The organism is Pseudomonas fluorescens group sp. PF-69 (assembly GCF_054481235.1).
In genome coordinates this window covers 3,527,227-3,552,259 of the sequence record NZ_JBTMNC010000001.1, presented here as the reverse complement: position 1 = coordinate 3,552,259, position 25,033 = coordinate 3,527,227, and the positions used below count along the sequence as shown (strand labels likewise).

Below are 25,033 nucleotides of genomic sequence, written 5' to 3'. Positions count from 1 at the left end.
CAACGGCGGGATGAGTGCCAGGACAATGGCGTCGTCATCCGGCCTTGCGCGTGCAAGGACGCGGGACGGCGCTTTTTTTTTGCAAGGTGAAGACGCAATGAACGAACCATCAGCCGGCCCGCTGGCCTGGGTCAATGGCAGCGATGCCCCGGAAAAGTCCGAAATCAACCTCGGCTTCATGGCCCTGAGCGACTGCGCCTCGGTCGTGGTCGCCGCCACCCAGGGCTTCGCCCAGCCTTACGGCCTGACCTTGAACCTCAAGCGCCAGTCATCCTGGGCCAACCTGCGGGACAAACTGGTCAGTGGTGAACTCGACGCCGCCCACAGCCTCTATGGCCTGATCTACGCCGTGCACCTGGGCATCGGCGGTGTAGCGCCAACGGACATGGCCGTGCTGATGGGGCTGAACCAGAACGGCCAGAGCATCAACCTCTCCCACGGCTTGCAAGCGCTGGGCGTGACCAGTCCTGAAGCACTGAACCGGCACGTGCACCAAAGTCGCCCAAAACTCACCTTCGCCCAGACCTTCCCCACCGGCACCCACGCCATGTGGCTGTATTACTGGCTCGCCAGTCAGGGCATTCACCCGTTGCAGGACGTCGAGAGCGTAGTGGTGCCGCCGCCGCAAATGGTCGCGCACCTGCAAGCGGGGCGCATCGACGGTTTCTGCGTGGGCGAGCCCTGGTCGGCCAGTGCGGTGCAACAGAACCTCGGATTCACGATGGCGACCACCCAGGCCATCTGGCCCGATCACCCGGAAAAAGTCCTGGGCTGCACCCGCGCGTTCGTCGAGCAATACCCGAACACCGCCCGCGCATTGGTGATGGCGATTCTGCAGGCGAGTCGTTTTATCGAAGAAAGCACTGAAAATCGTCGCAGCACCGCGCAATTGCTCAGTGCCGCGCAATACCTCGATGCGCCGCTGGAATGCATCGAACCGCGTCTGCTGGGCGACTACGACGACGGTCTCGGCAATCGCTGGCAGGATCCGCACGCCCTGCGCTTCCACGGTGAGGGTGAGGTCAATCTGCCGTACCTGTCCGATGGCATGTGGTTCATGACCCAGTTCCGTCGCTGGGGACTCTTGCGCGACGATCCGGACTACCTTGCGGTGGCCCGTCAGGTGCAACAACTAGACTTGTATCGTGAGGCCGCCAGCGCCGTCGGCGTCGCCGCACCGGGCAAAGAGATGCGCAGCAGCCAGTTGATCGACGGCAAGGTCTGGGACGGCTCGGACCCTGCCGGTTATGCCCGCAGTTTTAAACTGCACGCCATGAGCGACAGCTCGCACCGCTTGGCCAGCCGCTGACAGGAGATTGCGAACATGCTGCGTATTCTGCTGATCAACGACACCGCAAAAAAAGTCGGGCGCCTGAAGGCGGCACTGACCGAGGCCGGCTTCGAGGTGATCGACGAATCAGGATTGACCATCGACCTGCCCGGGCGCGTCGAAACGGTGCGTCCGGATGTGATTCTGATCGATACCGAGTCACCGGGCCGCGATGTGATGGAGCAAGTGGTGCTGGTCAGTCGCGACCAACCGCGACCGATCGTGATGTTCACCGACGAACACGACCCGGACGTGATGCGCCAGGCGATCAAGTCCGGGGTCAGTGCCTACATCGTCGAAGGCATTCACGCTCAGCGCTTGCAGCCGATTCTCGACGTGGCCATGGCGCGCTTCGAAAGCGACCAGGCCCTGCGCGCGCAACTGCACGCCCGCGACCAGCAGCTCGCCGAGCGCAAGCGCATCGAGCTGGCCAAAGGGCTGCTGATGAAAATGAAGGACTGCAACGAAGAAGAGGCCTACACCTTGATGCGCCGCCAGGCCATGAGCCGCCAACAGAAACTGATTCAGGTGGCGGAGCAGATCATCGCCATGAGTGAACTGCTCGGCTGAAGCCCTGCTGCATCGCGAGCAAGCTCCCCACAGTTGTAACGTTGTGCAGCTCTTTTGTGGGAGCGAGCCCGCTCGCGATGGCCTTCACTCGGTTTCACGGTATTGGCACAGATCTCGCTAAGTAATTTCCACAGGTAACCAACGGCGGTTGCCCCACCTACGACAAAGACGTCGCTCACCTCATTTGCCCCAAGGCGAATCAGGTGGCGGCGTTTTTTTGTTTTGGCCCCATTGCCCGGGGCTGGTGGTGCAGCCCTCAAGGCGCCCCACCTGCATGACTCCCGTTCGAGACTCCTATCAGCTGAGGTGCGCGATGAATTCAAGCTTCTGGAAATCCGGCCATACCCCGACCCTGTTCGCAGCCTTCCTCTATTTCGATCTGAGCTTCATGGTCTGGTACCTGCTTGGCCCACTGGCCGTGCAAATCGCCGCCGACCTGCACCTGACCACACAACAGCGAGGGCTGGTGGTGGCCACGCCTATTCTGGCCGGTGCGGTACTGCGCTTCATCATGGGCATGCTGGCTGATCGCCTGTCGCCGAAAACCGCTGGCCTGATTGGCCAGGTGATCGTCATCTGCGCCCTGTTCGGTGCCTGGAAACTGGGCATCCACAGCTACGAGCAGGCCCTGGTTCTGGGGCTGTTCCTCGGTATGGCCGGTGCGTCGTTCGCCGTGGCCCTGCCGCTGGCGTCGCAATGGTATCCGCCGCAACATCAAGGCAAGGCCATGGGGATCGCTGGCGCCGGTAACTCGGGCACGGTGTTCGCCGCGTTGATTGCACCGGTTCTGGCGGCTGCATATGGCTGGAGCAACGTGTTCGGCTTTGCCCTCATTCCACTGATCCTGTCGTTGATCGTTTTCGCCTGGCTGGCCAAAAACGCGCCTGAGCGGCCGAAAGCCAAGTCGATGGCCGACTACTTCAAGGCCCTGGGCGACCGCGACAGCTGGTGGTTCATGTTTTTCTACAGCGTGACCTTCGGCGGCTTCATTGGCCTGGCCAGCGCCCTGCCCGGCTATTTCAACGATCAATACGGCCTGAGCCCGGTGACGGCCGGCTACTACACCGCCGCCTGCGTGTTCGGCGGCAGCCTGATGCGCCCCTTGGGCGGTGCCCTGGCTGACCGTTTCGGCGGCATCCGCACCCTGCTGGCGATGTACACCGTGGCCGCGATCTGCATTGCTGCCGTCGGATTCAACCTTCCGAGTTCCTACGCTGCGCTGGCACTCTTCGTTTGCACCATGCTCGGCCTTGGTGCGGGCAATGGCGCCGTGTTCCAGTTGGTGCCACAGCGCTTTCGTCGGGAAATCGGCGTGATGACCGGCCTGATCGGCATGGCCGGCGGCATCGGCGGTTTTGCCCTGGCGGCCGGCATGGGCGCGATCAAGCAAAGCACCGGCAGCTACCAAATGGCACTGTGGTTGTTCGCCAGCCTCGGCGTCCTCGCCTGGTTCGGCCTGCACGGGGTGAAACGTCGCTGGAGAACCACCTGGGGTTCGGCTGCCGTGACCGCTGCACGGGTCTGAGCCGGCGATGAGCCTGCAACTGAGTTTCGCCGAAGCCAGCGCCATCGGCCCGCGCGAAGAAAATCAGGACGCGTTGCGGCTGGTCACACCGGCCCCGGCGCTGGCGGCGAGCAAGGGTTACCTGTTCGCCATCGCCGACGGTGTCAGCCAGTGCGCCGACGGTGGGCTGGCCGCTCGTTCCACCTTGCAGGCACTGGCACTGGATTATTACGCCACCCCGGAAACCTGGGGCGTCGCCCAGGCGCTGGATCGCCTGCTGCTGGCGCAGAACCGCTGGCTGCAGGCCAACGGCGGTGGACAACCGCTGCTGACCACGGTCAGCGCATTGGTCATGCGCGGTCGGCGCTTCACCCTGGCCCACGTGGGCGATTGTCGAGTGTATCGCTGGCATGCCGATCAGTTGCAGCGCATCAGCGAGGATCACGTCTGGGACCAGCCGGGCATGCAGCATGTGCTCAAACGAGCGATGGGGCTCGATCAGCACCTGGTGCTGGACTTCCTCGACGGCGAATTGCGCCGCGATGAAAGCTTTGTGTTGCTCAGCGACGGGGTCTGGGCAGTCCTGGGCGACACGGCCATTGCCGCGATTCTGCGGGACCAACCGGACCTGCACAGCGCGGCGCAAACCCTGGTCAATGCCGCGCACCTGGCCGGCAGCCAGGACAATGCCAGCGCCTTGCTGGTACGGGTCGATGCCCTGGGTGAAACCAGCATCGGCGATGCGTTGATTCAACTGCAGCAATGGCCGCTGCCGCCCGCACTGAAACCGGGCCAGGATTTCGAGGGCTGGCAGGTCGAAGGGATCGTCGGCCAGAGCCAGCAATCCCTGCTTTATCGCGTGCGTGACAGTCAGCGACAGCCCTGGCTGCTGAAAACCCTGCCCGCCCACTTGCGCGACGATCATTCGGCCGGGCAAGCGTTGTTGTCGGAAGAATGGTTTCTCAAGCGTGTAGCCGGGCGTCATTTCCCCGAAGTGCATGCCGCCAGTCAGCGTCAGCATTTGTACTACGTGATGCGCGAATATTCAGGATCGACCCTGGCCCAGTTGCATGAGCAAATCGGGCCGCTGCCGCTGGCCCAATGGCAAGACCTGGCCGAACGCCTGTTGCGAGCGGTGGGCATGCTGCATCGGCGGCAGATACTGCACCGCGATATCAAACCGGAGAACCTGCTGCTGGGGGACGACGGCGAGTTACGGCTGCTCGATTTCGGGCTCGCCTATTGCCCTGGCTTGTCCCTCGACGAGCCCTCTGCCCTGCCCGGAACCCCCAGCTACATTGCGCCGGAAGCGTTTCGCGGCGACCCGCCGAGCACGCAACAGGATTTGTACTCGGTCGGCGTGACCCTGTATGTCCTGCTCACCGGGCATTTTCCCTACGGCGAAATCGAAGCGTTCCAACGCCCACGGTTCGGCGTTCCGGTGAATGCCAGCCGCTATCGCCCCGACCTCCCGGAATGGCTGATGCAAACCCTGGAACGCGCGGTAGCGGCGGATCCGGCTCAACGCTTTGAAACGGCGCAAGAGTGGTTATTGCTGATGGAACAGGGGGAGCGACGCAGTTTGAGCGTGCGCCCCAAACCGTTACTGGAGCGCGAGCCGTTGAAGGTGTGGCGGACCCTGGCGCTGATGTCGCTGGTGGCGAATCTGGTGTTGCTGGTGTTGGCGCTCCATTAGTGGGCGCCGCGCGTTGAATCGGTGCAACAAAACGCCGTTTGCCCATGGCGGGCGCGCGCAGACACCGCGAACCACGGACTTGACCGACTTGGCACAACCACTGCATTAGCCTTCCCATCACACATAACGTGCAGGCTTCAACGACGAAGACTGCGCTTCCCGAGAGAACGGGACCGGACAAAGGCGTCCCCGTCAGGCAACTGGCGGGACGCCTTTTTTTTGTTTGCGCGAAATTGTCGAGCACGACCTTGAAAGCCTGATGAGGCGGGTCGTTGTTCCCCGGAGGACCTGATGAAAAAGCTCAAACTGGTGATGATCGGCAATGGCATGGCCGGCGTTCGTACCCTCGAAGAACTGCTGAAACTGAGCAACGAGCTGTACGACATCACGGTCTTCGGCGCCGAACCCCATACCAACTACAACCGCATCCTGCTGTCGCCGGTGCTGGCTGGCGAACAGAGCTTCGAAGAGATCGTACTCAACGACCTGGACTGGTACCTGGAAAACGACATCAAGTTGCTGCTCAACCGCAGGGTCGTGGAAATCGACCGGGTCAGGCGCCGGGTCATTGCCGAAGACGGCACCGTGGCCGAATACGATCGCCTGTTGATCGCCACCGGCTCCAGCCCGTTCATCCTGCCGATTCCCGGCAACACGCTGCAGGGCGTAATCGGCTACCGCGACATTGCCGACACCCAGGTCATGATCGACACCGCCAAAACCCATAAACACGCCGTGGTCATCGGTGGCGGGCTGCTGGGGCTGGAGGCTGCCAACGGGCTGATGCTGCGCGGCATGCACGTCACCGTCGTGCACCTCGGCAAATGGTTGCTGGATCGGCAACTGGACAAGACCAGCGGCCAGTTGCTGCAAAATGCCCTGGAGGCCCGCGGCCTGCACTTTCGTCTCTGCGAGCAAACCCAGGCGTTGCACGATGCCGGCAATGGCCGGGTCGGCTCGGTCGAGTTCAAGAACGGCGACATCATCCCCGCCGATCTGGTGGTCATGGCCGCCGGCATCCGCCCCAACATCGAACTCGCAGAACAATCCGGCCTCCCTTGCGGCCGCGGGATTCTGGTCAACGATACCCTGCAAACCTACGACCCAAGGATCTACGCCATTGGCGAATGCGCCAGCCATCGCGGCATCGCCTATGGCCTGGTAGCACCGCTGTTCGACCAGGCCAAGGTCTGCGCCAATCACCTCGCACAACTGGGATTCGCCACCTACAAGGGCTCGGTGACCTCGACCAAACTGAAAGTCACCGGCATCAACCTGTTTTCCGCCGGTGACTACATGGGCGGCGAAGGCACCGAAACCATCACCCTCACCGACCCCATCAGTGGCGTCTACAAAAAACTGGTGATCAAGGACGACGTACTGGTCGGGGCCTGCCTGTACGGCGATACGGCCGACGGCGGCTGGTACTTTCGGCAAATCCTCGAGCACCAGGTCATCGGCGAAATCCGCGATCAACTGATGTTCGGCCATTCCTTTACCCTGGAACACGCCTTGGATAACGCCGGACCAACGCGGGAAGTCGCCTGATGAACCGCCAGATCACTGCGTCCACCTGTTGTTACTGCGGGGTCGGCTGCGGCGTGCTGATCGAGCACGACGGCGAGCGCATCCTCGGCGTCAGCGGCGATCCAGCCCATCCGGCCAACTTCGGCAAACTGTGCAGCAAGGGTTCGACCCTGCATTTGACCGGCGACCTGAGCGCGCGAGCGCTGTATCCCGCATTGCGCCTGGGCAAAAGTCTGGCCCGCAGCCGCACCGATTGGGACACCGCCCTCGATCACGCCGCCAGCGTGTTTGCCCGCACCATCACCGAACATGGCCCGGACAGTGTCGCGTTCTACATTTCCGGGCAATTGCTGACCGAGGACTACTACGCCTTCAACAAATTGGCGCGAGCGTTGGTGGGCACCAACAACATCGATAGCAACTCACGGCTGTGCATGTCTTCAGCGGTGGTGGGCTACAAACGCAGCCTCGGCGCCGACGCACCGCCCTGCAGCTACGAAGACCTGGAATCGAGCAATTGCGTGATGATCGTCGGCAGCAATATGGCCTACGCCCATCCGGTGCTGTTTCGTCGCCTGGAGGAGGCCAAATCCCGCCGCCCGCAGATGAAAGTCATCGTCATCGACCCGCGCCGCACCGATACCTGTGATTTGGCTGACCTGCATCTGGCGATTCTGCCGGGAACCGATGTCGCTTTGTTCCATGGGATTTTGCACTTGCTGCTGTGGGAAAACCGGGTCGACCACGACTTCATCGAGGCGCACACCCAAGGTCTGACGGAACTCAAGCATCTGGTGCACGATTACACGCCGTCCATGGTTGCGCAGCTGTGCGGGATCAGCGTCGAACAGCTGCGGCAGTGCGCCGAATGGGTAGGCACCGCCCCAAGCTTTCTGTCCCTGTGGTGCATGGGGTTGAATCAGTCGACCGCTGGCAGCGCCAAAAACAGCGCATTGATCAATCTGCATCTGGCCACCGGGCAAATTGGCCGCCCCGGCGCAGGACCTTTCTCCCTGACCGGTCAGCCCAATGCCATGGGCGGTCGGGAAACCGGTAGTCTGTCGAACCTGCTGCCCGGGCATCGTGAAGCCGCCAATGCCGAACACCGCGCTGAAGTGGCCGCCTACTGGGGCGTCGAACAGCTCCCGACCAGTACCGGGCTGAGCGCCATCGAACTGTTCGAGCAGGTGCGCAGCGGCAAGATCAAGGCGCTGTGGATCGCCTGCACCAACCCGGCGCAATCGATGCCGGACCAGAACGCCTTGCGTGCTGCATTGCAAACCTGTCCGTTCGTGGTGTTGCAGGAAGCGTTTCGCACCACCGAAACAGCCGCATTCGCCGACCTGTTGTTACCCGCCGCCAGTTGGGGCGAAAAAGACGGCCTGGTGACCAACTCCGAACGGCGCATTTCCCACGTCCGCCAGGCCATCGTCGCACCCGGTGAAGCGCGGCCCGATTGGGCGATCACCGTAGATTTCGCACGGCGCCTGGAAAAATATCTACGCCCCGGACAACCCAGCCTGTTTGCCTTTGAAACGCCGGCGCAGCTCTTCGATGAATACAAGCAACTGACCCACGGTCGAGATCTGGATTTGTCCGGCATCAGCCATGGCCTGATCGACCGGATCGGCCCGCAACAATGGCCCTTCCCCGCGAATGCCAGCGAAGGCACCGCTCGCCTGTACGGCGACGGCGTCTTCCCGACCGCCAACGGTCGCGCACAATTCATCGCCGATCCTTTCCGCGCCGCCAAGGAGCAACGCGATGCACACTTCCCGCTGACCCTGATCACGGGTCGCTTGCGTGATCAATGGCATGGCATGAGTCGCACCGGCACCGCTGCGCAACTGTTCGGCCACGTGGGCGAAGCGGTCTTGAGCCTGCATCCGCAAGAGCTGCACCAACATGACCTGAAACCAGGCGACCTGGTCAGCCTGAAAAGCCGGCGCGGCGAAGTGATTGTGCCGGTCAGCAGCGACGACAACGTGCGACCCGGCCAGGCGTTCTTGCCCATGCATTGGGGCGATCGCTTTCTCAAGGGCGGCGTGAACAGCCTCACCCTTCCCGCCTTTGATCCGCTGTCGAAGCAACCCGAACTCAAGCACAGTGGCGTGCGCCTGGAACCGGTTCAGTTGCCCTGGAGACTGTTCGCACTGATTGAGGGCGATGTACAACAGCATTTTGAGACGCTACGCCCCCTCTGTGAGGCGTTTTCCTACGCAAGCCTCAGCCTGACAGGCCGTGAACGCCCAGCGTTGCTTATACGCGCTGCCAGCGCCACAGCACCGGACCCGCAATGGCTCCGGGATATCGACCAATACCTGGGACTGCATGAAGGCCCGGTGTTGGCCTACGACGACCCGCGGCGTTCCATCGGCAAGCGGGTACGTATCGACAACGGCCGAATTACCGCCATTCGCCTGGCTGGGGAAACCCTCGCCCAACACTGGCTGCTGAATCTTTGGCGGGAAGGTCGTGCCGATGAACAACTTCGGCGCTGGTTACTGGCGCCGCTCAGCACGCCACCAGGTCAGACCGGTGCATCGGCGGCCGGAGACAAAACCCTGTGCAATTGCAAGAACGTCAGCCAAAGCGCGGTTTGCGCCGGTATCGCCCGGGGATTGGACTTGCAGGGTCTGAAACAAGAATTGGGCTGCGGTACGCAATGCGGCTCGTGCGTCCCGGAAATCAAGCGTTTGCTGGTCGCCACGGCGCGACCGGTCGCGGTCACCTCGTGAGGAAAACACTATGAACGCAAAAGTCTGGCTGGTAGGCGCGGGACCTGGCGACCCGGAATTGCTGACCCTCAAGGCCGTTCGGGCATTGAGAGAGGCCGATGTCGTGCTGATCGATGACCTGGTGAATGACGCAGTGCTGGAGCATTGCGTCGGCGCGCGCATCATCCCCGTGGGCAAACGCGGCGGATGTCGCTCTACCCCGCAGGCGTTCATTCATCGACTGATGCTGCGTTACGCGCGCCAAGGCAAATGCGTGGTGCGGCTCAAGGGCGGCGATCCCTGCATTTTCGGGCGCGGCGGCGAAGAGGCGGCGTGGTTGCGTGAACGTGGGGTCGAGGTCGAATTGGTCAATGGCATCACGGCCGGACTCGCGGGCGCGACACAATGCGCTATTCCGTTGACCCTGCGCGGCGTTGCGCGCGGCGTGACGCTGGTCACTGCCCATACCCAGGACGGTAGTCGTCTGAACTGGCAGGCGCTGGCCCAAAGCGGAACAACCCTGGTGATCTACATGGGGGTGGCCAAGCTCAGCGAAATCCGCGAACAGTTGCTTGCCGGTGGAATGGCGACGGATACGCCAGTGGCGATGATTGAAAACGCGTCCCTGCCCCACCAACGGGAATGTCGGAGTGACCTGTCGGCGATGGAGGACGATGCCGGCGCCTTCCAGCTCAAGAGCCCGGCCATTCTGGTCATCGGCACAGTGGCGGCCTGTGCAACCTCTTCTCAGTGGGAGCGCGGCTTGCCCGCGATGGTGGCCGATCAAACCGCCTGATCTGCCTGATTGCACGTTGTTTCATCAAATCGCAGACAAAGAAAAGCCCGGCCTAAGCCGGGCTTTTCTCAGAGCTGCGGGCTAATTACTTAGCTTGAGCTTCAACCTGCGCTTCTACGCGACGGTTAACTGCACGGCCAGCGTCAGTTTTGTTGTCAGCAACTGGGCGGGATTCGCCGTAGCCAACAGACTGAACGCGGGACGATTCAACACCGTACTGGTTGGTCAGAACTTGCTTGACGGCGTTTGCACGACGCTCGGACAGTTTCTGGTTGTAAGCGTCAGGACCGACGTTGTCAGTGTGACCTTCAACAGTAGTGGTGGTGGATGGGTACTGCTTCATGAAGTCAGCCAGGTTTTTGATGTCGCCGTAGCTGTTAGGCTTGACTACCGACTTGTCGAAGTCGAATTTCACGTCCAGCTCAACACGAACAACTTCAGCAACTGCTGGGCAGCCATCAGCGTCAACGGTTACGTTGGCTGGGGTGTCCGGGCACTTGTCAACGTTGTCGCATACGCCATCGTTGTCGCTGTCGGAGCAGACTTCAGCTGGTGCTGGAACTGGAGCAGCGGCAGGCTTGGAGCCGCCACCGAAGTTCACACCCAGACCTACGGACGGGATGTAGTCCCACTTGCCGTTGTCCAGCTTGTAGTCAGCTTCTACGCCAGCACGAGCGTAAACGTTCTCGAGGAAGTAGTACTTAACACCACCGCCAGCGGTCAGGAAAGTCGACTGGTCACGACCGGTGTGGCCGTCAGCGGCTACGTTGGTCATGCTGCCGTGCTTAACACCACCTTGAACGTAAGGACGCAGAGCGTCGCCAGCGTTGTTGAAGTGGTACTGAGCGTTCAGACCGAACTGGTCGCCTTCGATTTTCTGATGGCCAGTGCCGTTGTTCGAACGGGTGTGGTCATCGTTGTTGTAGGTCGCGTTCAACGACACGTCGTCGGTCAAGAAGTAACCGATGGAAGCGCCAGGAGTGTAGCCATCTTCAACGTTCTTAACGCTGTCGTTGTACTTTTTCCCGTAGTTGAGCTCGCCTTCAACTGCGCCTTGGCCTTGTGCCAGAGCGCCGAACGAAGTGGCGGCAATAAGAGTACCAATGGCCAAGCCCAAGGTGTTTTTCAGTTTCATCCGTTAAATCCCCATCTGGTGATTGTGAAGCAGTCCCGCAAACCGGGGGACAACTCGGCGGCAAGTCTATCAGAACTTGCCTACACGTAAGAGATATTTGCGCCGAACTAAGTTTCAGCAATGCCTGCAAATTTCTCACGCAATTTATCTAGAGCGCGTTTGTACCGCATTTTTGTTGCACTCAAACCCATGTGCATGATGTCTGCGATCTCCTGAAACTCCAGCTCTGCGACAAATCGTAGCACCAGAATTTCGCGGTCAATCGGGTTCACATACACCAGCCAGCGATCGAGTCCACCCTTCTCCTCCGGTTTCGGCGCCTTTTCTTCAGACGCTTCTTCGAGGGGGTCGAGACTCAAGGCGTCCATCAAGCGACGCTTTCGCCGTTCTTTCCGATACTGAGTGATGCATTCGTTGTAAGTGATGCTGTATAGCCATGTCTTGAACTTCGATTTGCCCTCGAAATTCTTCAAGCCATACAACACCTTCAACATCACTTCCTGACAGACATCGTCTGCGTCGCGATCGTTCCCGAGATATCGTGCACAGACGTTAAATAATGTTCGTTGGTAACGCCGCATCAGTTCTTCATAGGCGCGCGTTACGTGAAACAGCTCGGTGTGCGAGCGCGCGACCAACTCCTCATCAGAGAGCTCGCGGGGGTCGTAGCGCGTGGATAGTGATTGGGCTTTATTCAAAACAAGTCGGGCCGACAGTCAGGTCAATGTCCGCCGCAGCCAGCATCAGCGGGCATTTTGCGGCGGCATACATTAGCAGGGTTTGCCGGGTTAGCGGCTACTCACATGCTGCTCGAGAAGGATCCGATTGGAAAGAGAGACTAGCTCACCCTCATCGGTCAGCAATGTGGTTTTAACCGTGCCGATCTCTTCGATCTGGCCTTCGACCTCGCCAACACGTACTTGTTGCCCAACCTGGTACAACTCACGCACATAGATTCCCGCAAGAATCTGGCCGGCAATTTCCCGGCTTCCCAACCCCATGGCCAGCGCAACCGCCAGACCAACGGTAATCAATACAATCACAATCACATGGTTGAGCAGGTCAGTCTTGACCTCCAACTGGCTGATCGCGACCGAAATACTGATGATGATGACCAGTCCCTGGGCAATTCGCCCAAGGCCAGAAGCGTAGTCCAAGCCCACGCCTTCCGCCGCGCCGCGCACCAACCCGTTGGCCAGTTGCGCCAGCAAGACGCCCACCAGCAACACCAGCGCTGCGCCAAAGACCTTCGGCAAATACAACGCGAGCATGTCCAGCGTAGCCGAAACTCGCTCAAGTCCAAGGGATTCTGCGGCAGAAACCAGAAAAATCAGCAAAACGAACCAATAGACGATCTTGCCGATCAGCGTCGAAATCGGTACTTGAAGGCCTGCGCGAGACAGTAACTTGGTCAGACCGGTGCCGCCCATCAGGCGATCGAGGCCCAGTTTGGCCAGCAATTTGGAGAGCAGCGTGTCCAGCAATTTGGCCACGACAAAACCCAACAGCAGCACAACCAGTGCGCCGAACAGGTTCGGAATGAAGTTGGCAACCTTGGTCCACAACGCGGTCATGGCAGTGACGAGGCTCTGAGTCCAGAGATCAAGTTCCATATTCAATCAGCCTTATCAGCAGTGTGGGCAGCAGGTTTACGAAGACGGGACACCGGCGCGACATGGGCCGATCCATTGTTCACGGCGATCATCAGGGCGGGCAACCAGCGGCCCAGCAGACTGAACAAATCACCGGCACCGACCTGGCGGTTGGCGGTTTTCAGTACACGACCAAGGCACGCATCGTCGTCCCGGGTGGACGGTGATGCCTTGAGCATGTCACGCAAAGACTGTTCAAACGGATCGTGCATACGCACCTCTCGTGATGTCTGTGAAAGACGCGATCAAATTTGCCTGGGTCACATGGGCCACTTTCAAACCCAGCGCAAACGTCGGAATAACCACCACTGCCCCAATGCCACCGAGACCATCATCAGGCAGGCAATCAGGAAGCCATAAGGGCTGGCAGAGAATGGAATTCCACCGACGTTGATCCCCAACAGACCGGTCAAAAAACTCATCGGCAAAAAAATCCCGGTGATGATTCCGAAGCGGTACATCGTGCGGTTCATGCGCACGCTCAATCGTCGATCTTCGGTCTCAAGGACCAGCCCTACCCGCTCCCGGGTCAGCTCCAGCTCTTCAAGATAGCGGGTCAGACTGTTGTTCAATTCGTTCCAGTAATCGCCATCGTCGTCGACGAACCAGGGCAGTTTGATCCGCGTCAGCTGACCAAAAATATCCCGCTGCGGCGCGAGAAACCGCTTCAACGCCGCTGCCCGGCGACGGATCTGCAAAACAGCGCCGTGTTCCGGTGTATACCGTTCGTCGGTATCCAGCTTTTCTTCTTCCTCATCGACCACTTCCGAGAGGTCGCTGACCAGATCCTGCAACTTGTTGGTCAGGTACTGCGCCATGCACAGGATGAGTTCGGAGGCTGTTTTCGGCCCCTTGCCCTCCACCAGTTGCTCCAGCAGTTCCTCCGTGGCGCGCAACGGGCGCAAACGCAGGGAGATGACACGCTGGGCTGAACCGAAGATTCGCACCGAGACCATGTCTTCAGGCTCGGCCCCCGGATTCAGATTGACCCCGCGCAAAAATAGCAGCAGTTCGCTGTCCGAAAGCTGTAAAAGACGCGGTCGGGTGTTTTCTTCCAGCAACAGGTCACAGCTGAATTCGCTCAGGCCACTGGATTTGCGCAGCCAGGTCTGGGTTTGCGGATGACTGCGATCCCAGTGCAGCCACAGGCTTTCATGGGCCTGCAGCTGCAATTCATCGAGTTCAGTCCGGGCTATCGAACGCGCGCCGCCTTTACCGTCCAGCACCAGGGCATGTACCAACCCCCATTGCGCGTTTTCTTCCTCGAACATCCGCATTCCATTCTTCAAAAAAAATCGACCAAAACTTACTCGGGCATTGCAAGCGGGCTTGGCGAGACGATCACGCCGTTATTGTCCGCATAGATGTAATGGCCCGGATGGAAGGTCACGCCCGCAAAGGTTACGGCCACGTTCAGATCACCGATACCGCGCTTGTCGGTCTTCATCGGGTGGCTGGCCAGGGCCTGAACACCCAGATCGGTTTGCGCGATGACGTCAACGTCACGAATGCAACCGTAGATCACCAGCCCTTCCCAGCCGTTTTTCGCAGCTTTCTCGGCGATCATGTCGCCCAGCAGCGCGCGGCGCAGGGAGCCGCCACCATCGACCACCAGTACCTTGCCATTTCCCTTGAGCTCGGCTTGCTCCTTGACCAGCGAGTTGTCTTCGAAGCATTTGATGGTCACGATTTCGCCGCCAAAGGAATCACGGCCGCCAAAATTGCTGAACATCGGTTCCAGCACCTGCACCAGCTCCGGATAGGCGTCGCACAGGTCAGGCGTTAGGTAATGGTTCATCGAGAAACTCCTGTGAAGAGGAAGAAAGCACGAACATCAGTGATGACTCAGTCATCGAAAATGACCAGAACAGCTCAATGCGTCATATCTTAGCCGCTAGCCGATCGGAGCGAAATGCCCTTGATAGAGCGTCGGGCTCAAATCGCCGTGACCAAATTCGCTGATTCACCCAGTAGAGGGGTTTGCTGATCCGCCAGCCAGCGGGCCACCAGTGGCCAGACTTCAGCCTGTGCGGCTTTGCTGACCAACATGTCCACGTGACCGAAATTATCGGCAAAGCCCTGCTCGCGACCCAGGTTGATAAATTGCTTGTGCTCGGACCCCAACTGATCGAACAGCTTGCGACAAGCCCAGGCCGGATCCTGATGGTCACCGGCGGCACTCACCGCCAGCACCGGCAATCTGACCTCGGCCAAACCCGCCCACCAGTCCTTGTCGGCATCGCCAAAGCGCCCGAACAGGCCGTGCCAACGCATGCTTTCCAGGGCCAGGCCAATCGGCTCGTCCTCCGGGCCGCGTTTGAGCCGTGAACCCGACAGCTGGGCAAAACGCTTGAGAATGAAACGACCGCTCCACTCCACCGGCGGGATTTTCAACGGCCAGTACGTGCGACTGACCTGCGCGCCAAAGAACGCCGCGGACGCCACCACGGGCTCACCGATGTATTGACCGCCCAATGCGGCTGCCAGGGTAATGCCGCCCAGCGAGTGGCCGATCCAGTGTGGGACCTGGCCGCTTTGCTCTCGCACGAACGCGCCAATGGCCGGCAGATCGTAACGAGCGTAGTCGGCGACACGGTTCTTGCGGTAGTTCTGGTTGCGCTGTGAGAGGCCGTGACCGCGCATTTCCGGAATCCATACGTCGAAGCCCAGGCGCGTCAGATAGGCACCGAGCCCCAGCCCTTTCGGGGAAAACCAGAAACGTCGATTGGAAAAACTGCCGTGCAACAGGATCACCGGCACGCCACGCACCGCTGGCTCATCGGCCATGCCGAGGCGAGTCACCGCAATTTCGACGGTACCGTCGGGGCTGTTGCCGGGTTTTAAACGATAAACATCTTCGCTCAGATCGCCGCGCCGCTCGGCGCTGATCAGGGCGACAGGAAATAGGTTGCTGCTGCTTTGCATAAGTTCTTGCACAAAAAAGGGCGGCATCCGGAGGAGCCCGCCCTACTTGAATCTTAAAGGCACCGCCCATCTGGGAGCGAGCCTGCTCGCGATGGACTCCAGAACAACGCGTTTATTCAGTAAACGCGCATGATCGTTCACGACCATCGCGAGCAAGCTCGCTCCTACAAGAGAGCGGCCCGTTCACACCGGATCAAGCCTGCGCTTGACCCTCAGCCAGGAAGAACCAGGTTTCCAGTACGGAATCGGGGTTCAACGACACGCTTTCGATGCCTTGTTCCATCAGCCATTTGGCCAGGTCCGGGTGGTCCGAAGGGCCCTGACCGCAAATACCGATGTACTTGCCGGCCTTGTTGCACGCGGCAATGGCGTTGGCCAGCAGCTTCTTGACCGCAGGGTTACGCTCGTCGAACAGGTGCGCGATGATCCCGGAGTCACGGTCCAGGCCCAGGGTCAGCTGGGTCAGGTCGTTGGAACCGATGGAGAAGCCGTCGAAGAACTCAAGGAACTCTTCAGCCAGGATGGCGTTGGACGGCAGTTCGCACATCATGATGACGCGCAGACCGTTGTCGCCACGGGCCAGGCCGTTTTCCGCCAGCAGGTCCACGACCTGGCTCGCTTCGCCCAGGGTGCGGACGAACGGCACCATGATTTCGACGTTGGTCAGGCCCATCTCGTTGCGCACGCGCTTGAGGGCACGGCATTCGAGTTCGAAGCAGTCACGGAACGATTCGCTGATGTAACGCGAGGCGCCACGGAAACCCAGCATCGGGTTTTCTTCTTCCGGCTCGTAGAGCTTGCCGCCGATCAGGTTGGCGTATTCGTTGGACTTGAAGTCCGACAGACGCACGATAACCTTTTTCGGCCAGAACGCTGCCGCCAGGGTGCTGATGCCTTCAACCAGCTTCTCGACATAGAAACCGACCGGATCGTCGTAACCGGCGATACGCTTGTTGACGCTTTCCTTGATGTCCGACGGCAGACCGTCGTAGTTCAGCAGCGCCTTCGGGTGCACGCCGATCATACGGTTGATGATGAACTCCAGACGGGCCAGCCCCACACCGGCGTTCGGCAGCTGTGCGAAGTCGAAGGCACGGTCCGGGTTGCCGACGTTCATCATGATCTTGAACGGCAGCTCCGGCATGGCATCCACGGAGTTTTTCTTGATGTCGAAGCCCAGTTCGCCTTCGAAGATGAAACCGGTGTCGCCTTCTGCGCAGGAAACGGTCACGCCCTGGCCGTCTTTCAACAGCTGGGTGGCGTTACCGCAACCGACCACGGCCGGGATCCCCAGTTCACGGGCGATGATCGCCGCGTGGCAGGTACGGCCGCCACGGTTGGTGACGATGGCACTGGCACGCTTCATGACCGGTTCCCAGTCCGGGTCGGTCATGTCGGAGACCAGTACGTCGCCTGGCTGGACCTTGTCCATCTCGGACACGTCCTTGATGATGCGGACCTTGCCGGCGCCGATGCGCTGGCCGATGGCACGGCCTTCCACCAGCACGGTGCCGGTTTCTTTCAACAGGTAACGTTCCATGACGTTGGCCTGGGTGCGGCTCTTCACGGTTTCCGGACGGGCCTGCACGATGTACAGCTTGCCGTCGTCACCGTCCTTGGCCCATTCGATGTCCATCGGGCACTTGTAGTGCTTCTCGATGATCATCGCCTGCTTCGCCAGTTCGCTGACTTCGGCGTCGGTCAGGCAGAAACGCGCGCGATCGGCCTTGTCGACATCGACGGTCTTGACCGAACGACCGGCCTTGGCCTCGTCGCCGTAGATCATCTTGATGGCCTTGCTGCCCAGATTGCGGCGCAGGATCGCCGGACGACCGGCGGCCAGCGTGCCTTTATGCACGTAGAACTCATCCGGGTTCACCGCGCCTTGTACGACGGTTTCACCCAGGCCGTAGGCGCCGGTGATGAACACCACGTCACGGAAACCCGATTCGGTATCGAGGGTGAACATCACGCCGGCCGTGCCGGTTTCGGAACGGACCATGCGCTGCACGCCGGCCGACAGGGCAACCAGCTTGTGGTCGAAGCCCTGGTGGACACGGTAGGAAATCGCGCGGTCGTTGAACAACGAGGCGAACACCTCTTTGGCAGCACGAATGACGTTTTCGACACCACGGATGTTCAGGAACGTTTCCTGCTGGCCAGCGAAAGAAGCGTCCGGCAGGTCTTCGGCGGTAGCGGAAGAACGCACGGCCACGGCCATGTCAGGGTTGCCGGCGGACAGCGTGGCGAACGCCGTGCGGATTTCGGTGTTCAGTTTTTCAGGGAACTCGGCTTCCATGATCCATTGACGGATCTGGGCGCCGGTCTTGGCCAGGGCGTTCACGTCGTCGACGTCCAGGGCATCAAGGGCGTCGTGAATCTGCTGGTTCAGGCCGCTCAGTTCCAGGAAATCACGATATGCCTGAGCGGTCGTGGCGAAGCCACCAGGCACCGATACACCGGCACCTGCAAGGTTGCTGATCATCTCGCCCAGGGATGCGTTCTTGCCCCCCACATGCTCCACATCATGGACGCCGAGCTTATCGAGGGAAACTACGTACTCTACCAAGGTGATCTCTCCACTAACTGTGTTGGAAAAGCTCAGAAGCCGGCTTGCTCGGAAGAGCGTTTGCCAGCTGTATGGCCTGGACCTGGAAAATAAGTGAGAATGCGGGCCATTGGCGGCCGACAAATCGCGCCTATCATATCCAAGATTCGTTACTAGCTTAAGGCCCAAGGTGCAAATGAAACGATCTGCTTTCTTTATCTCCGATGGCACCGGCATTACCGCCGAAACCCTGGGTCAAAGCCTCTTGGCGCAGTTCGAGAACATTACCTTCAGCAAATTCACCCGGCCGTACATCGACAACGCGGATAAAGCGCGGGCCATGGTACAACAAATCAACAGAGCCGCCGAAACCGACGGCTTCCGTCCGATTATCTTCGACACCATCGTCAATCAGGACATTCGTGAGATCCTCGCGACTTCCAATGGTTTCATGATCGACATTTTCTCGACCTTCCTGGCGCCACTCGAACAGGAACTGACCGAGCATTCCTCCTACACCGTCGGCAAATCCCACTCCATCGGTGCCAACACCAATTACATGGAGCGGATCGAGGCGGTGAACTTCGCCCTCGACAACGACGACGGCGCCCGCACGCACTACTACGACAAAGCCGACCTGATCCTGGTGGGCGTGTCGCGTTGCGGCAAGACCCCCACCTGCCTGTACATGGCCATGCAGTTCGGTATCCGCGCCGCCAACTACCCGCTGACCGAAGACGACATGGAGCGCCTGCAACTGCCAAGCGCCCTGCGCCCCCACCAGCACAAACTGTTTGGCCTGACCATCGACCCGGATCGCCTCACCGCGATCCGCAACGAGCGCAAGCCCAACAGCCGCTATTCGAGCTACGCCCAGTGCGAGTTCGAAGTGCGCGAAGTGGAAAACCTGTTCCGCCGCGAGAACATCCCGCACATCAACTCCACGCATTTTTCCGTTGAAGAGATCTCGGCGAAGATCCTCGTGGAAAAAGGCGTCGAGCGGCGCTTCAAATAAATCATGCGGCGTCTGATCTGACGCCTTCGCGGGCAAGCCCGCTCCCACAGAGATATCTGGTGTCTGCAGATTTTGCATTCACAACAAAACCCTGTGGGAGCGTGGCTTGCCCGCGATGAACGATAACGCGGTCTCCTAGATAACAAACAAATCCACAAACCGATTCACAGGCGTTGCCTCAAGCCTCGCCTGATCCTTGCACAACTCAAAAATCTCCCCACTGCGTTGCCCGGTGAATCGTGTCAGCAGGTTCGCCTTGAATTTGTCTTCCAACAGCGGAATACCCTCGGCACGGCGCCGCCGATGCCCGATCGGGTACTCCACCACCACGTTCTCGGTGCTGGTACCGTCCTTGAAAAACACCTGAACGGCATTGGCGATGGAACGCTTGTCGGCCTCCAGGTACTCACGGGTGTAGACCGGGTTTTCGACGATGACCATTTTCTCGCGCAACACATCGATGATCGGATGTGCCTTGTGGAAATCATCTTCGTAGTGTTCGGCCACCAGATTGCCGAATGCCAGTGGCACGGCGGTCATGTACTGGAGGCAGTGATCGCGGTCGGCGGCATTGGCCAAAGGGCCGACCTTGGAAATGATGCGTATCGCCGATTCGTGGGTGGTGATAACGATCCTGTCGATGTCGTGCAAGCGGTTGCGCACTTGCGGATGCAGGGTCACTGCGGCTTCACAGGCCGTTTGTGCGTGAAACTCGGCGGGAAAACTGATCTTGAACAGCACGTTTTCCATCACATAACTGCCGTACGGCCGGGAAAAACTGAACGCCCGTTTGCCTTCGGGTTTTAGCGCCAGATCGTTGTTGGTGTGGCTAAACAACACGTCATAAAAACCCCATTGTTTGGCACTCAACACACCGGGAATGCCCATCTCGCCACGCATGGCGATGTCCGCCAGACGAACACCACGACTGGACGCATCCCCCGCCGCCCAGGATTTTCTCGAGCCGGCATTCGGTGCATGGCGATAGGAACGCAGCGCCTGGCCGTCGGCGAAGGCGTGAGACAGCGCCGAGAGCAACTGCTCGCGATTGGCCCCCATCAGCTTGGCGGTGACCGCCGTCGAGGCGACTTTCACCAGAATGACGTGATCAAGGCCTACACGATTGAACGAATTTTCCAGCGCGATCACGCCTTGAATCTCATGGGCCATGACCATCGCTTCCAGCACCGTGCGAACCGTCAACGGCGCCTCACCATTGGCCAGACGCTTTTGCGACAAGTGATCGGCCACCGCGAGAATGCCGCCGAGATTATCCGACGGGTGGCCCCACTCGGCCGCGAGCCAGGTGTCGTTGTAGTCGAGCCAGCGCACGATGCAGCCAATGTCCCAGGCGGCCTTGACCGGATCGAGGCGGTAGTTGGTGCCGGGCACGCGAGCGCCGAACGGCACGACGGTGCCTTCGACGATGGGCCCCAGGTGCTTGGTGCATTCGGGAAAACGCAGGGCGAGCAATCCGCAGCCAAGGGTGTCCATCAGGCAGTTGCGAGCGGTGTCGAGGGCTTCCTCGGACTCGATTGTGCAGGTCAGTACGTAATCGGCGATGTCCTGCAGCACCTGGTCGTAGTCCGGGCGATTGTTGAGGTCAACGTTGGCGCTCATGTTCGATTCCCTCTTGCAGGAGCGAGCTTGCTCCGGGCGGCGTTCCGACGATGGTCATCGACGATAACGCTGGGTGCCTGACACCCAGCGGTGCTCTCAGGTGCATCGCGAGCAGGCTCGCTCCTACTGGGTTATGCGTCAATCAGAACGAATCACCCGGCACGCGAACGTAACCTTCCATCAACACCCGCGCACTGCGGCTCATGATGGCCTTGTTCACAGTCCACTCACCATTCACCTGACTGGCTTCAGCGCCGACGCGCAAGGTGCCGGACGGGTGACCGAAGCGCACCGCGTTGCGCTCGACTCCGCCGGCCGCAAGGTTGACCAGGGTGCCGGAAATCGCCGCCGCAGTGCCGATGGCGACAGCCGCCGTGCCCATCATCGCGTGGTGCAACTTGCCCATCGACAACGCACGCACCAGCAGGTCGACATCACCCGCTGCAACCAATTTGCCGCTGGACGAGACATACTCGGCCGGTTTGGCCACGAACGCCACTTTCGGCGTGTGCTGGCGCTTGGCCGCTTCGTCGATGTTGGCAATCAGGCCCATGCGCAGCGCGCCATAAGCGCGGATGGTTTCGAACATCTGCAGCGCTTTCGGGTCGCCGTTGATCGCCCCCTGCAACTCGGTTCCCTTGTAGCCGATGTCCTCGGCATTGACGAAAATCGTCGGGATGCCGGCGTTGATCATGGTCGCCTTGAGGGCGCCGACGCCGGGCACGTCCAGATCATCGATCAGGTTGCCGGTCGGGAACATCGACCCGCCACCGCCCTCTTCTTCCGCCGCCGGGTCCATGAATTCGACCTGCACTTCAGCGGCCGGGAAGGTCACGCCGTCGAGTTCGAAATCGCCGGTTTCCTGCACTTCGCCGTTGGTGATCGGCACATGGGCGATGATGGTCTTGCCGATGTTGGCCTGCCATACGCGCACCACGGCCACGCCGTTGTGCGGAATGCGGCTGGCGTCCACCAGACCGTTGCTGATGGCGAACGAACCGACCGCCGCGGACAAGTTGCCGCAGTTGCCGCTCCAGTCCACGAAAGGCTTGTCGATGGAGACCTGACCGAACAGGTAATCGACGTCGTGATCGGCCTTGATGCTTTTCGACAGGATCACGGTTTTGCTGGTGCTCGACGTCGCGCCGCCCATGCCGTCGATTTGTTTTTCGTACGGGTCGGGGCTGCCGATTACGCGCAGCAGCAAGGCGTCGCGGGCCGGGCCTGGAACCTGGGCCGCTTCAGGCAAGTCTCGCAGGCTGAAGAACACGCCTTTGCTGGTGCCGCCGCGCATGTAGGTGGCGGGAATCTTGATTTGCGGTGCATGAGCCATGGTGCTCGTTACTCCTGATCTGGAAAAAGACACGGGACTCAAGGTCCCGTGTCTGTGCTGCGCGTGTTAAACGGCAACCGCCGATTCTTCGAGGAAGTCCTGGGCGAAGCGTTGCAGCACGCCGCCAGCCTCGTAGATCGACACTTCTTCGGCGGTGTCGAGACGGCAGGTCACCGGCACTTCGACGCGCTCGCCGTTCTTGCGATGGATCACCAGCGTCAGCTCGGCGCGCGGGGTGCGATCGCCCACCACGTCATAGGTTTCACTGCCATCGATGGCCAGGGTGTGACGATTGGTGCCCGGCTTGAATTCCAGCGGCAACACGCCCATGCCCACCAGGTTGGTGCGGTGAATGCGCTCGAAACCTTCAGCGGCAATCGCCTCCACGCCAGCCAGGCGCACGCCCTTCGCCGCCCAGTCACGGGACGAGCCCTGACCGTAGTCGGCACCGGCGATGATGATTAGCGGCTGCTTGCGGTCCATGTAGGTTTCAATGGCTTCCCACATGCGCATGACTTTGCCTTCCGGCTCCACACGAGCCAGCGAGCCCTGCTTGACCTTGCCGTTTTCCTGAACCATTTCGTTGAACAGTTTCGGGTTGGCGAAGGTGGCGCGCTGCGCGGTGAGGTGGTCACCACGGTGAGTCGCGTAAGAGTTGAAGTCCTCTTCCGGCAAGCCCATTTTCGCCAGGTATTCACCGGCGGCGCTGTCGAGCATGATCGCGTTGGATGGCGACAGGTGGTCGGTGGTGATGTTGTCCGGCAGCACTGCCAGCGGGCGCATGCCCTTGAGCGGACGGGCGCCGGCCAGCGCGCCTTCCCAGTACGGCGGACGGCGGATATAGGTGCTCATCTCGCGCCACTCATACAGCGGCGCAACTTTCGGGCCGGTGTCTTCGTGGATGGCGAACATCGGGATGTACACCTGACGGAACTGCTCCGGCTTCACCGAGGCTTTGACTACCGCGTTGATTTCTTCGTCGCTTGGCCAGATGTCCTTGAGGCGAATTTCCTTGCCGTCAACCACACCCAACACATCCTTCTCGATGTCGAAGCGGATGGTGCCGGCAATGGCGTACGCGACCACCAGTGGCGGCGACGCGAGGAACGCTTGCTTGGCGTACGGGTGGATCCGTCCGTCGAAGTTGCGGTTACCGGACAGCACTGCGGTGGCGTACAGGTCGCGGTCGATGATCTCTTGCTGGATCACCGGATCCAGCGCGCCGGACATGCCGTTGCACGTGGTGCAGGCAAAGGCGACGACGCCGAAACCGAGTTGTTCCAGCTCGGTGGTCAGGCCGGCTTCATCCAGGTACAGCGCCACGGTTTTCGAACCAGGCGCCAGGGACGACTTGACCCATGGCTTGCGGGTCAGGCCCAGCTTGTTGGCGTTGCGCGCCAGCAGGCCGGCGGCGATCACGTTGCGCGGGTTGCTGGTATTGGTGCAACTGGTGATGGCAGCGATGATCACCGCGCCGTCGGGCATTTGCCCCGGCACATCTTCCCACTTGCCGGAGATGCCTTTGGCCGCCAGATCCGACACCGCGACACGGGCGTGCGGGTTGCTCGGGCCGGCCATGTTGCGCACCACCGTGGACAGGTCGAACGTCAGGCCGCGCTCGTATTGCGCGTCCTTCAGGCTGTCAGCCCAGAGACCTGTGGTCTTGGCGTAGTTCTCCACCAACTGCACCTGCTCGTCTTCACGACCGGTGAGCTTGAGGTAGTCGATGGTCTGCTGGTCGATGTAGAACATCGCCGCCGTGGCGCCGTATTCCGGGGCCATGTTGGAGATGGTCGCGCGGTCGCCGAGGGTCAGCGCGGCAGCGCCTTCGCCGAAGAACTCCAGCCAGGCGCCGACGACTTTTTGCTTGCGCAGGAACTCGGTCAGCGCCAGCACCATGTCGGTGGCAGTGATGCCCGGCTGCAGCTTGCCAGTCAGTTCAACCCCGACGCTTTCCGGCAGACGCATCCAGGATGCGCGACCGAGCATCACGCTTTCCGCTTCCAGGCCACCAACGCCGATGGCGATCACACCCAGCGCATCGACGTGCGGGGTGTGGCTGTCGGTGCCGACGCAGGTATCGGGGAACGCCACGCCGTCACGGACCTGGATCACCGGAGACATTTTCTCCAGGTTGATCTGGTGCATGATGCCGTTGCCCGGCGGGATCACGTCGACGTTCTTGAACGCCTTCTTGGTCCAGTTGATGAAGTGGAAACGGTCTTCGTTACGACGGTCTTCGATGGCGCGGTTCTTTTCGAACGCTTGCGGATCGAAGCCACCACGCTCGACGGCCAGGGAGTGGTCGACGATCAATTGGGTCGGCACCACCGGGTTCACTTGCGCCGGGTCGCCACCTTGCAGGGCGATGGCGTCACGCAGGCCGGCGAGGTCGACCAGCGCGGTCTGGCCGAGAATGTCGTGGCACACCACGCGGGCCGGGAACCACGGGAAGTCGAGGTCGCGCTTGCGCTCGATGAACTGCTTCAGGGATTCGGTAAGCGTGGCCGGGTCGCAGCGACGCACAAGGTTTTCCGCCAGCACGCGAGAGGTGTACGGCAGGGTGTCGTAGGCGCCTGGCTGAATGGCTTCGACAGCCGCACGGACATCGAAGTAATCCAGGTGGCTGCCAGGCAGCGGTTTGCGAAATTCTGTGTTCATCGTC

General features: G+C 60.5%; 18 protein-coding genes and 1 pseudogene. 8 read left to right on the top strand and 11 right to left on the bottom strand.

The genetic code is table 11. From position 1 onward, the window contains the following. Positions 1-97 precede the first annotated feature (97 nt). The 7 genes and pseudogenes from ACX3YF_RS16575 to cobA all read left to right on the top strand — a co-directional run bounded on the left by ACX3YF_RS16575 (position 98) and on the right by cobA (position 10,140). Positions 98-1,309, top strand: coding sequence for a CmpA/NrtA family ABC transporter substrate-binding protein (locus ACX3YF_RS16575; RefSeq protein WP_288095906.1), 1,212 nt, complete (start codon positions 98-100; stop codon positions 1,307-1,309). Between the two features lie 15 nt (positions 1,310-1,324). Continuing rightward, positions 1,325-1,900 (top strand): ANTAR domain-containing response regulator, encoded by a 576-nt coding sequence (locus ACX3YF_RS16570; protein ID WP_047531484.1) that lies wholly within the window; start codon positions 1,325-1,327, stop codon positions 1,898-1,900. Positions 1,901-2,213: 313 nt separating this feature from the next. Next, positions 2,214-3,425, top strand: a complete 1,212-nt coding sequence (locus tag ACX3YF_RS16565; RefSeq protein WP_103402625.1) for a nitrate/nitrite transporter — start codon at positions 2,214-2,216, stop codon at positions 3,423-3,425. Between the two features lie 7 nt (positions 3,426-3,432). Then, complete coding sequence (locus ACX3YF_RS16560; protein ID WP_458973927.1) at positions 3,433-5,100, top strand: protein kinase domain-containing protein; 1,668 nt, start codon at positions 3,433-3,435, stop codon at positions 5,098-5,100. A 291-nt stretch (positions 5,101-5,391) separates the two neighbouring features. After that, positions 5,392-6,627, top strand: a pseudogene (locus tag ACX3YF_RS16555) (NAD(P)/FAD-dependent oxidoreductase); the annotation flags it as partial. Positions 6,628-6,647: 20 nt separating this feature from the next. Continuing rightward, on the top strand, positions 6,648-9,365 hold the full coding sequence (locus ACX3YF_RS16550; protein WP_458973926.1) for a nitrate reductase: 2,718 nt from the start codon (positions 6,648-6,650) through the stop codon (positions 9,363-9,365). Between the two features lie 10 nt (positions 9,366-9,375). After that, a complete protein-coding gene (gene cobA / locus ACX3YF_RS16545; protein ID WP_130203630.1) occupies positions 9,376-10,140 on the top strand; it encodes a uroporphyrinogen-III C-methyltransferase in 765 nt (254 codons plus the stop codon). A gap of 85 nt (positions 10,141-10,225) precedes the next feature. Here the strand turns inward: cobA and ACX3YF_RS16540 are convergent, their stop codons facing one another. From ACX3YF_RS16540 to ppsA, 8 genes are all read right to left on the bottom strand, one after another. After that, positions 10,226-11,275, bottom strand: coding sequence for an OmpA family protein (locus ACX3YF_RS16540; RefSeq protein ID WP_130203631.1), 1,050 nt, complete (start codon positions 11,273-11,275; stop codon positions 10,226-10,228). Between the two features lie 107 nt (positions 11,276-11,382). After that, positions 11,383-11,973: an RNA polymerase sigma factor SigX gene (sigX, locus tag ACX3YF_RS16535; RefSeq protein ID WP_017337463.1), complete on the bottom strand. Its 591-nt coding sequence runs from the start codon at positions 11,971-11,973 to the stop codon at positions 11,383-11,385. 90 nt (positions 11,974-12,063) lie between these two features. Further along, positions 12,064-12,888 carry a mechanosensitive ion channel family protein gene (locus tag ACX3YF_RS16530; protein WP_008048604.1) on the bottom strand — a complete coding sequence of 275 codons (825 nt, stop codon included), beginning with the start codon at positions 12,886-12,888 and terminating at the stop codon, positions 12,064-12,066. 2 nt (positions 12,889-12,890) lie between these two features. Further along, the gene (locus tag ACX3YF_RS16525) at positions 12,891-13,139 is read right to left on the bottom strand and encodes a CrfX protein (protein ID WP_130203632.1); all 249 of its coding nucleotides are present in this window, start codon (positions 13,137-13,139) and stop codon (positions 12,891-12,893) included. Positions 13,140-13,202: 63 nt separating this feature from the next. Next, positions 13,203-14,198: a zinc transporter ZntB gene (locus ACX3YF_RS16520; protein ID WP_130203633.1), complete on the bottom strand. Its 996-nt coding sequence runs from the start codon at positions 14,196-14,198 to the stop codon at positions 13,203-13,205. Positions 14,199-14,233: 35 nt separating this feature from the next. Continuing rightward, positions 14,234-14,725: a ribonuclease E activity regulator RraA gene (gene rraA, locus ACX3YF_RS16515; RefSeq protein ID WP_130203634.1), complete on the bottom strand. Its 492-nt coding sequence runs from the start codon at positions 14,723-14,725 to the stop codon at positions 14,234-14,236. Positions 14,726-14,862: 137 nt separating this feature from the next. Next, positions 14,863-15,852: an alpha/beta fold hydrolase gene (locus ACX3YF_RS16510; protein WP_130203635.1), complete on the bottom strand. Its 990-nt coding sequence runs from the start codon at positions 15,850-15,852 to the stop codon at positions 14,863-14,865. Between the two features lie 193 nt (positions 15,853-16,045). Beyond that, positions 16,046-18,421, bottom strand: a complete 2,376-nt coding sequence (ppsA, locus tag ACX3YF_RS16505; protein ID WP_047531510.1) for a phosphoenolpyruvate synthase — start codon at positions 18,419-18,421, stop codon at positions 16,046-16,048. Between the two features lie 175 nt (positions 18,422-18,596). Between ppsA and ppsR the strand changes: the two genes are divergently transcribed. After that, positions 18,597-19,415, top strand: a complete 819-nt coding sequence (gene ppsR / locus ACX3YF_RS16500) for a posphoenolpyruvate synthetase regulatory kinase/phosphorylase PpsR (protein ID WP_130203636.1) — start codon at positions 18,597-18,599, stop codon at positions 19,413-19,415. Between the two features lie 135 nt (positions 19,416-19,550). On the opposite strand, the gene prpD is transcribed toward ppsR, so the two are convergent. The 3 genes from prpD to acnD form a co-directional block, all read right to left on the bottom strand. Beyond that, positions 19,551-21,035 carry a 2-methylcitrate dehydratase gene (gene prpD, locus ACX3YF_RS16495; RefSeq protein ID WP_130203637.1) on the bottom strand — a complete coding sequence of 495 codons (1,485 nt, stop codon included), beginning with the start codon at positions 21,033-21,035 and terminating at the stop codon, positions 19,551-19,553. Positions 21,036-21,177: 142 nt separating this feature from the next. Then, positions 21,178-22,368, bottom strand: coding sequence for a 2-methylaconitate cis-trans isomerase PrpF (gene prpF, locus ACX3YF_RS16490; RefSeq protein ID WP_458973925.1), 1,191 nt, complete (start codon positions 22,366-22,368; stop codon positions 21,178-21,180). Positions 22,369-22,434: 66 nt separating this feature from the next. Further along, positions 22,435-25,029: a Fe/S-dependent 2-methylisocitrate dehydratase AcnD gene (gene acnD / locus ACX3YF_RS16485; RefSeq protein ID WP_458973924.1), complete on the bottom strand. Its 2,595-nt coding sequence runs from the start codon at positions 25,027-25,029 to the stop codon at positions 22,435-22,437. Positions 25,030-25,033: the final 4 nt, after the last annotated feature.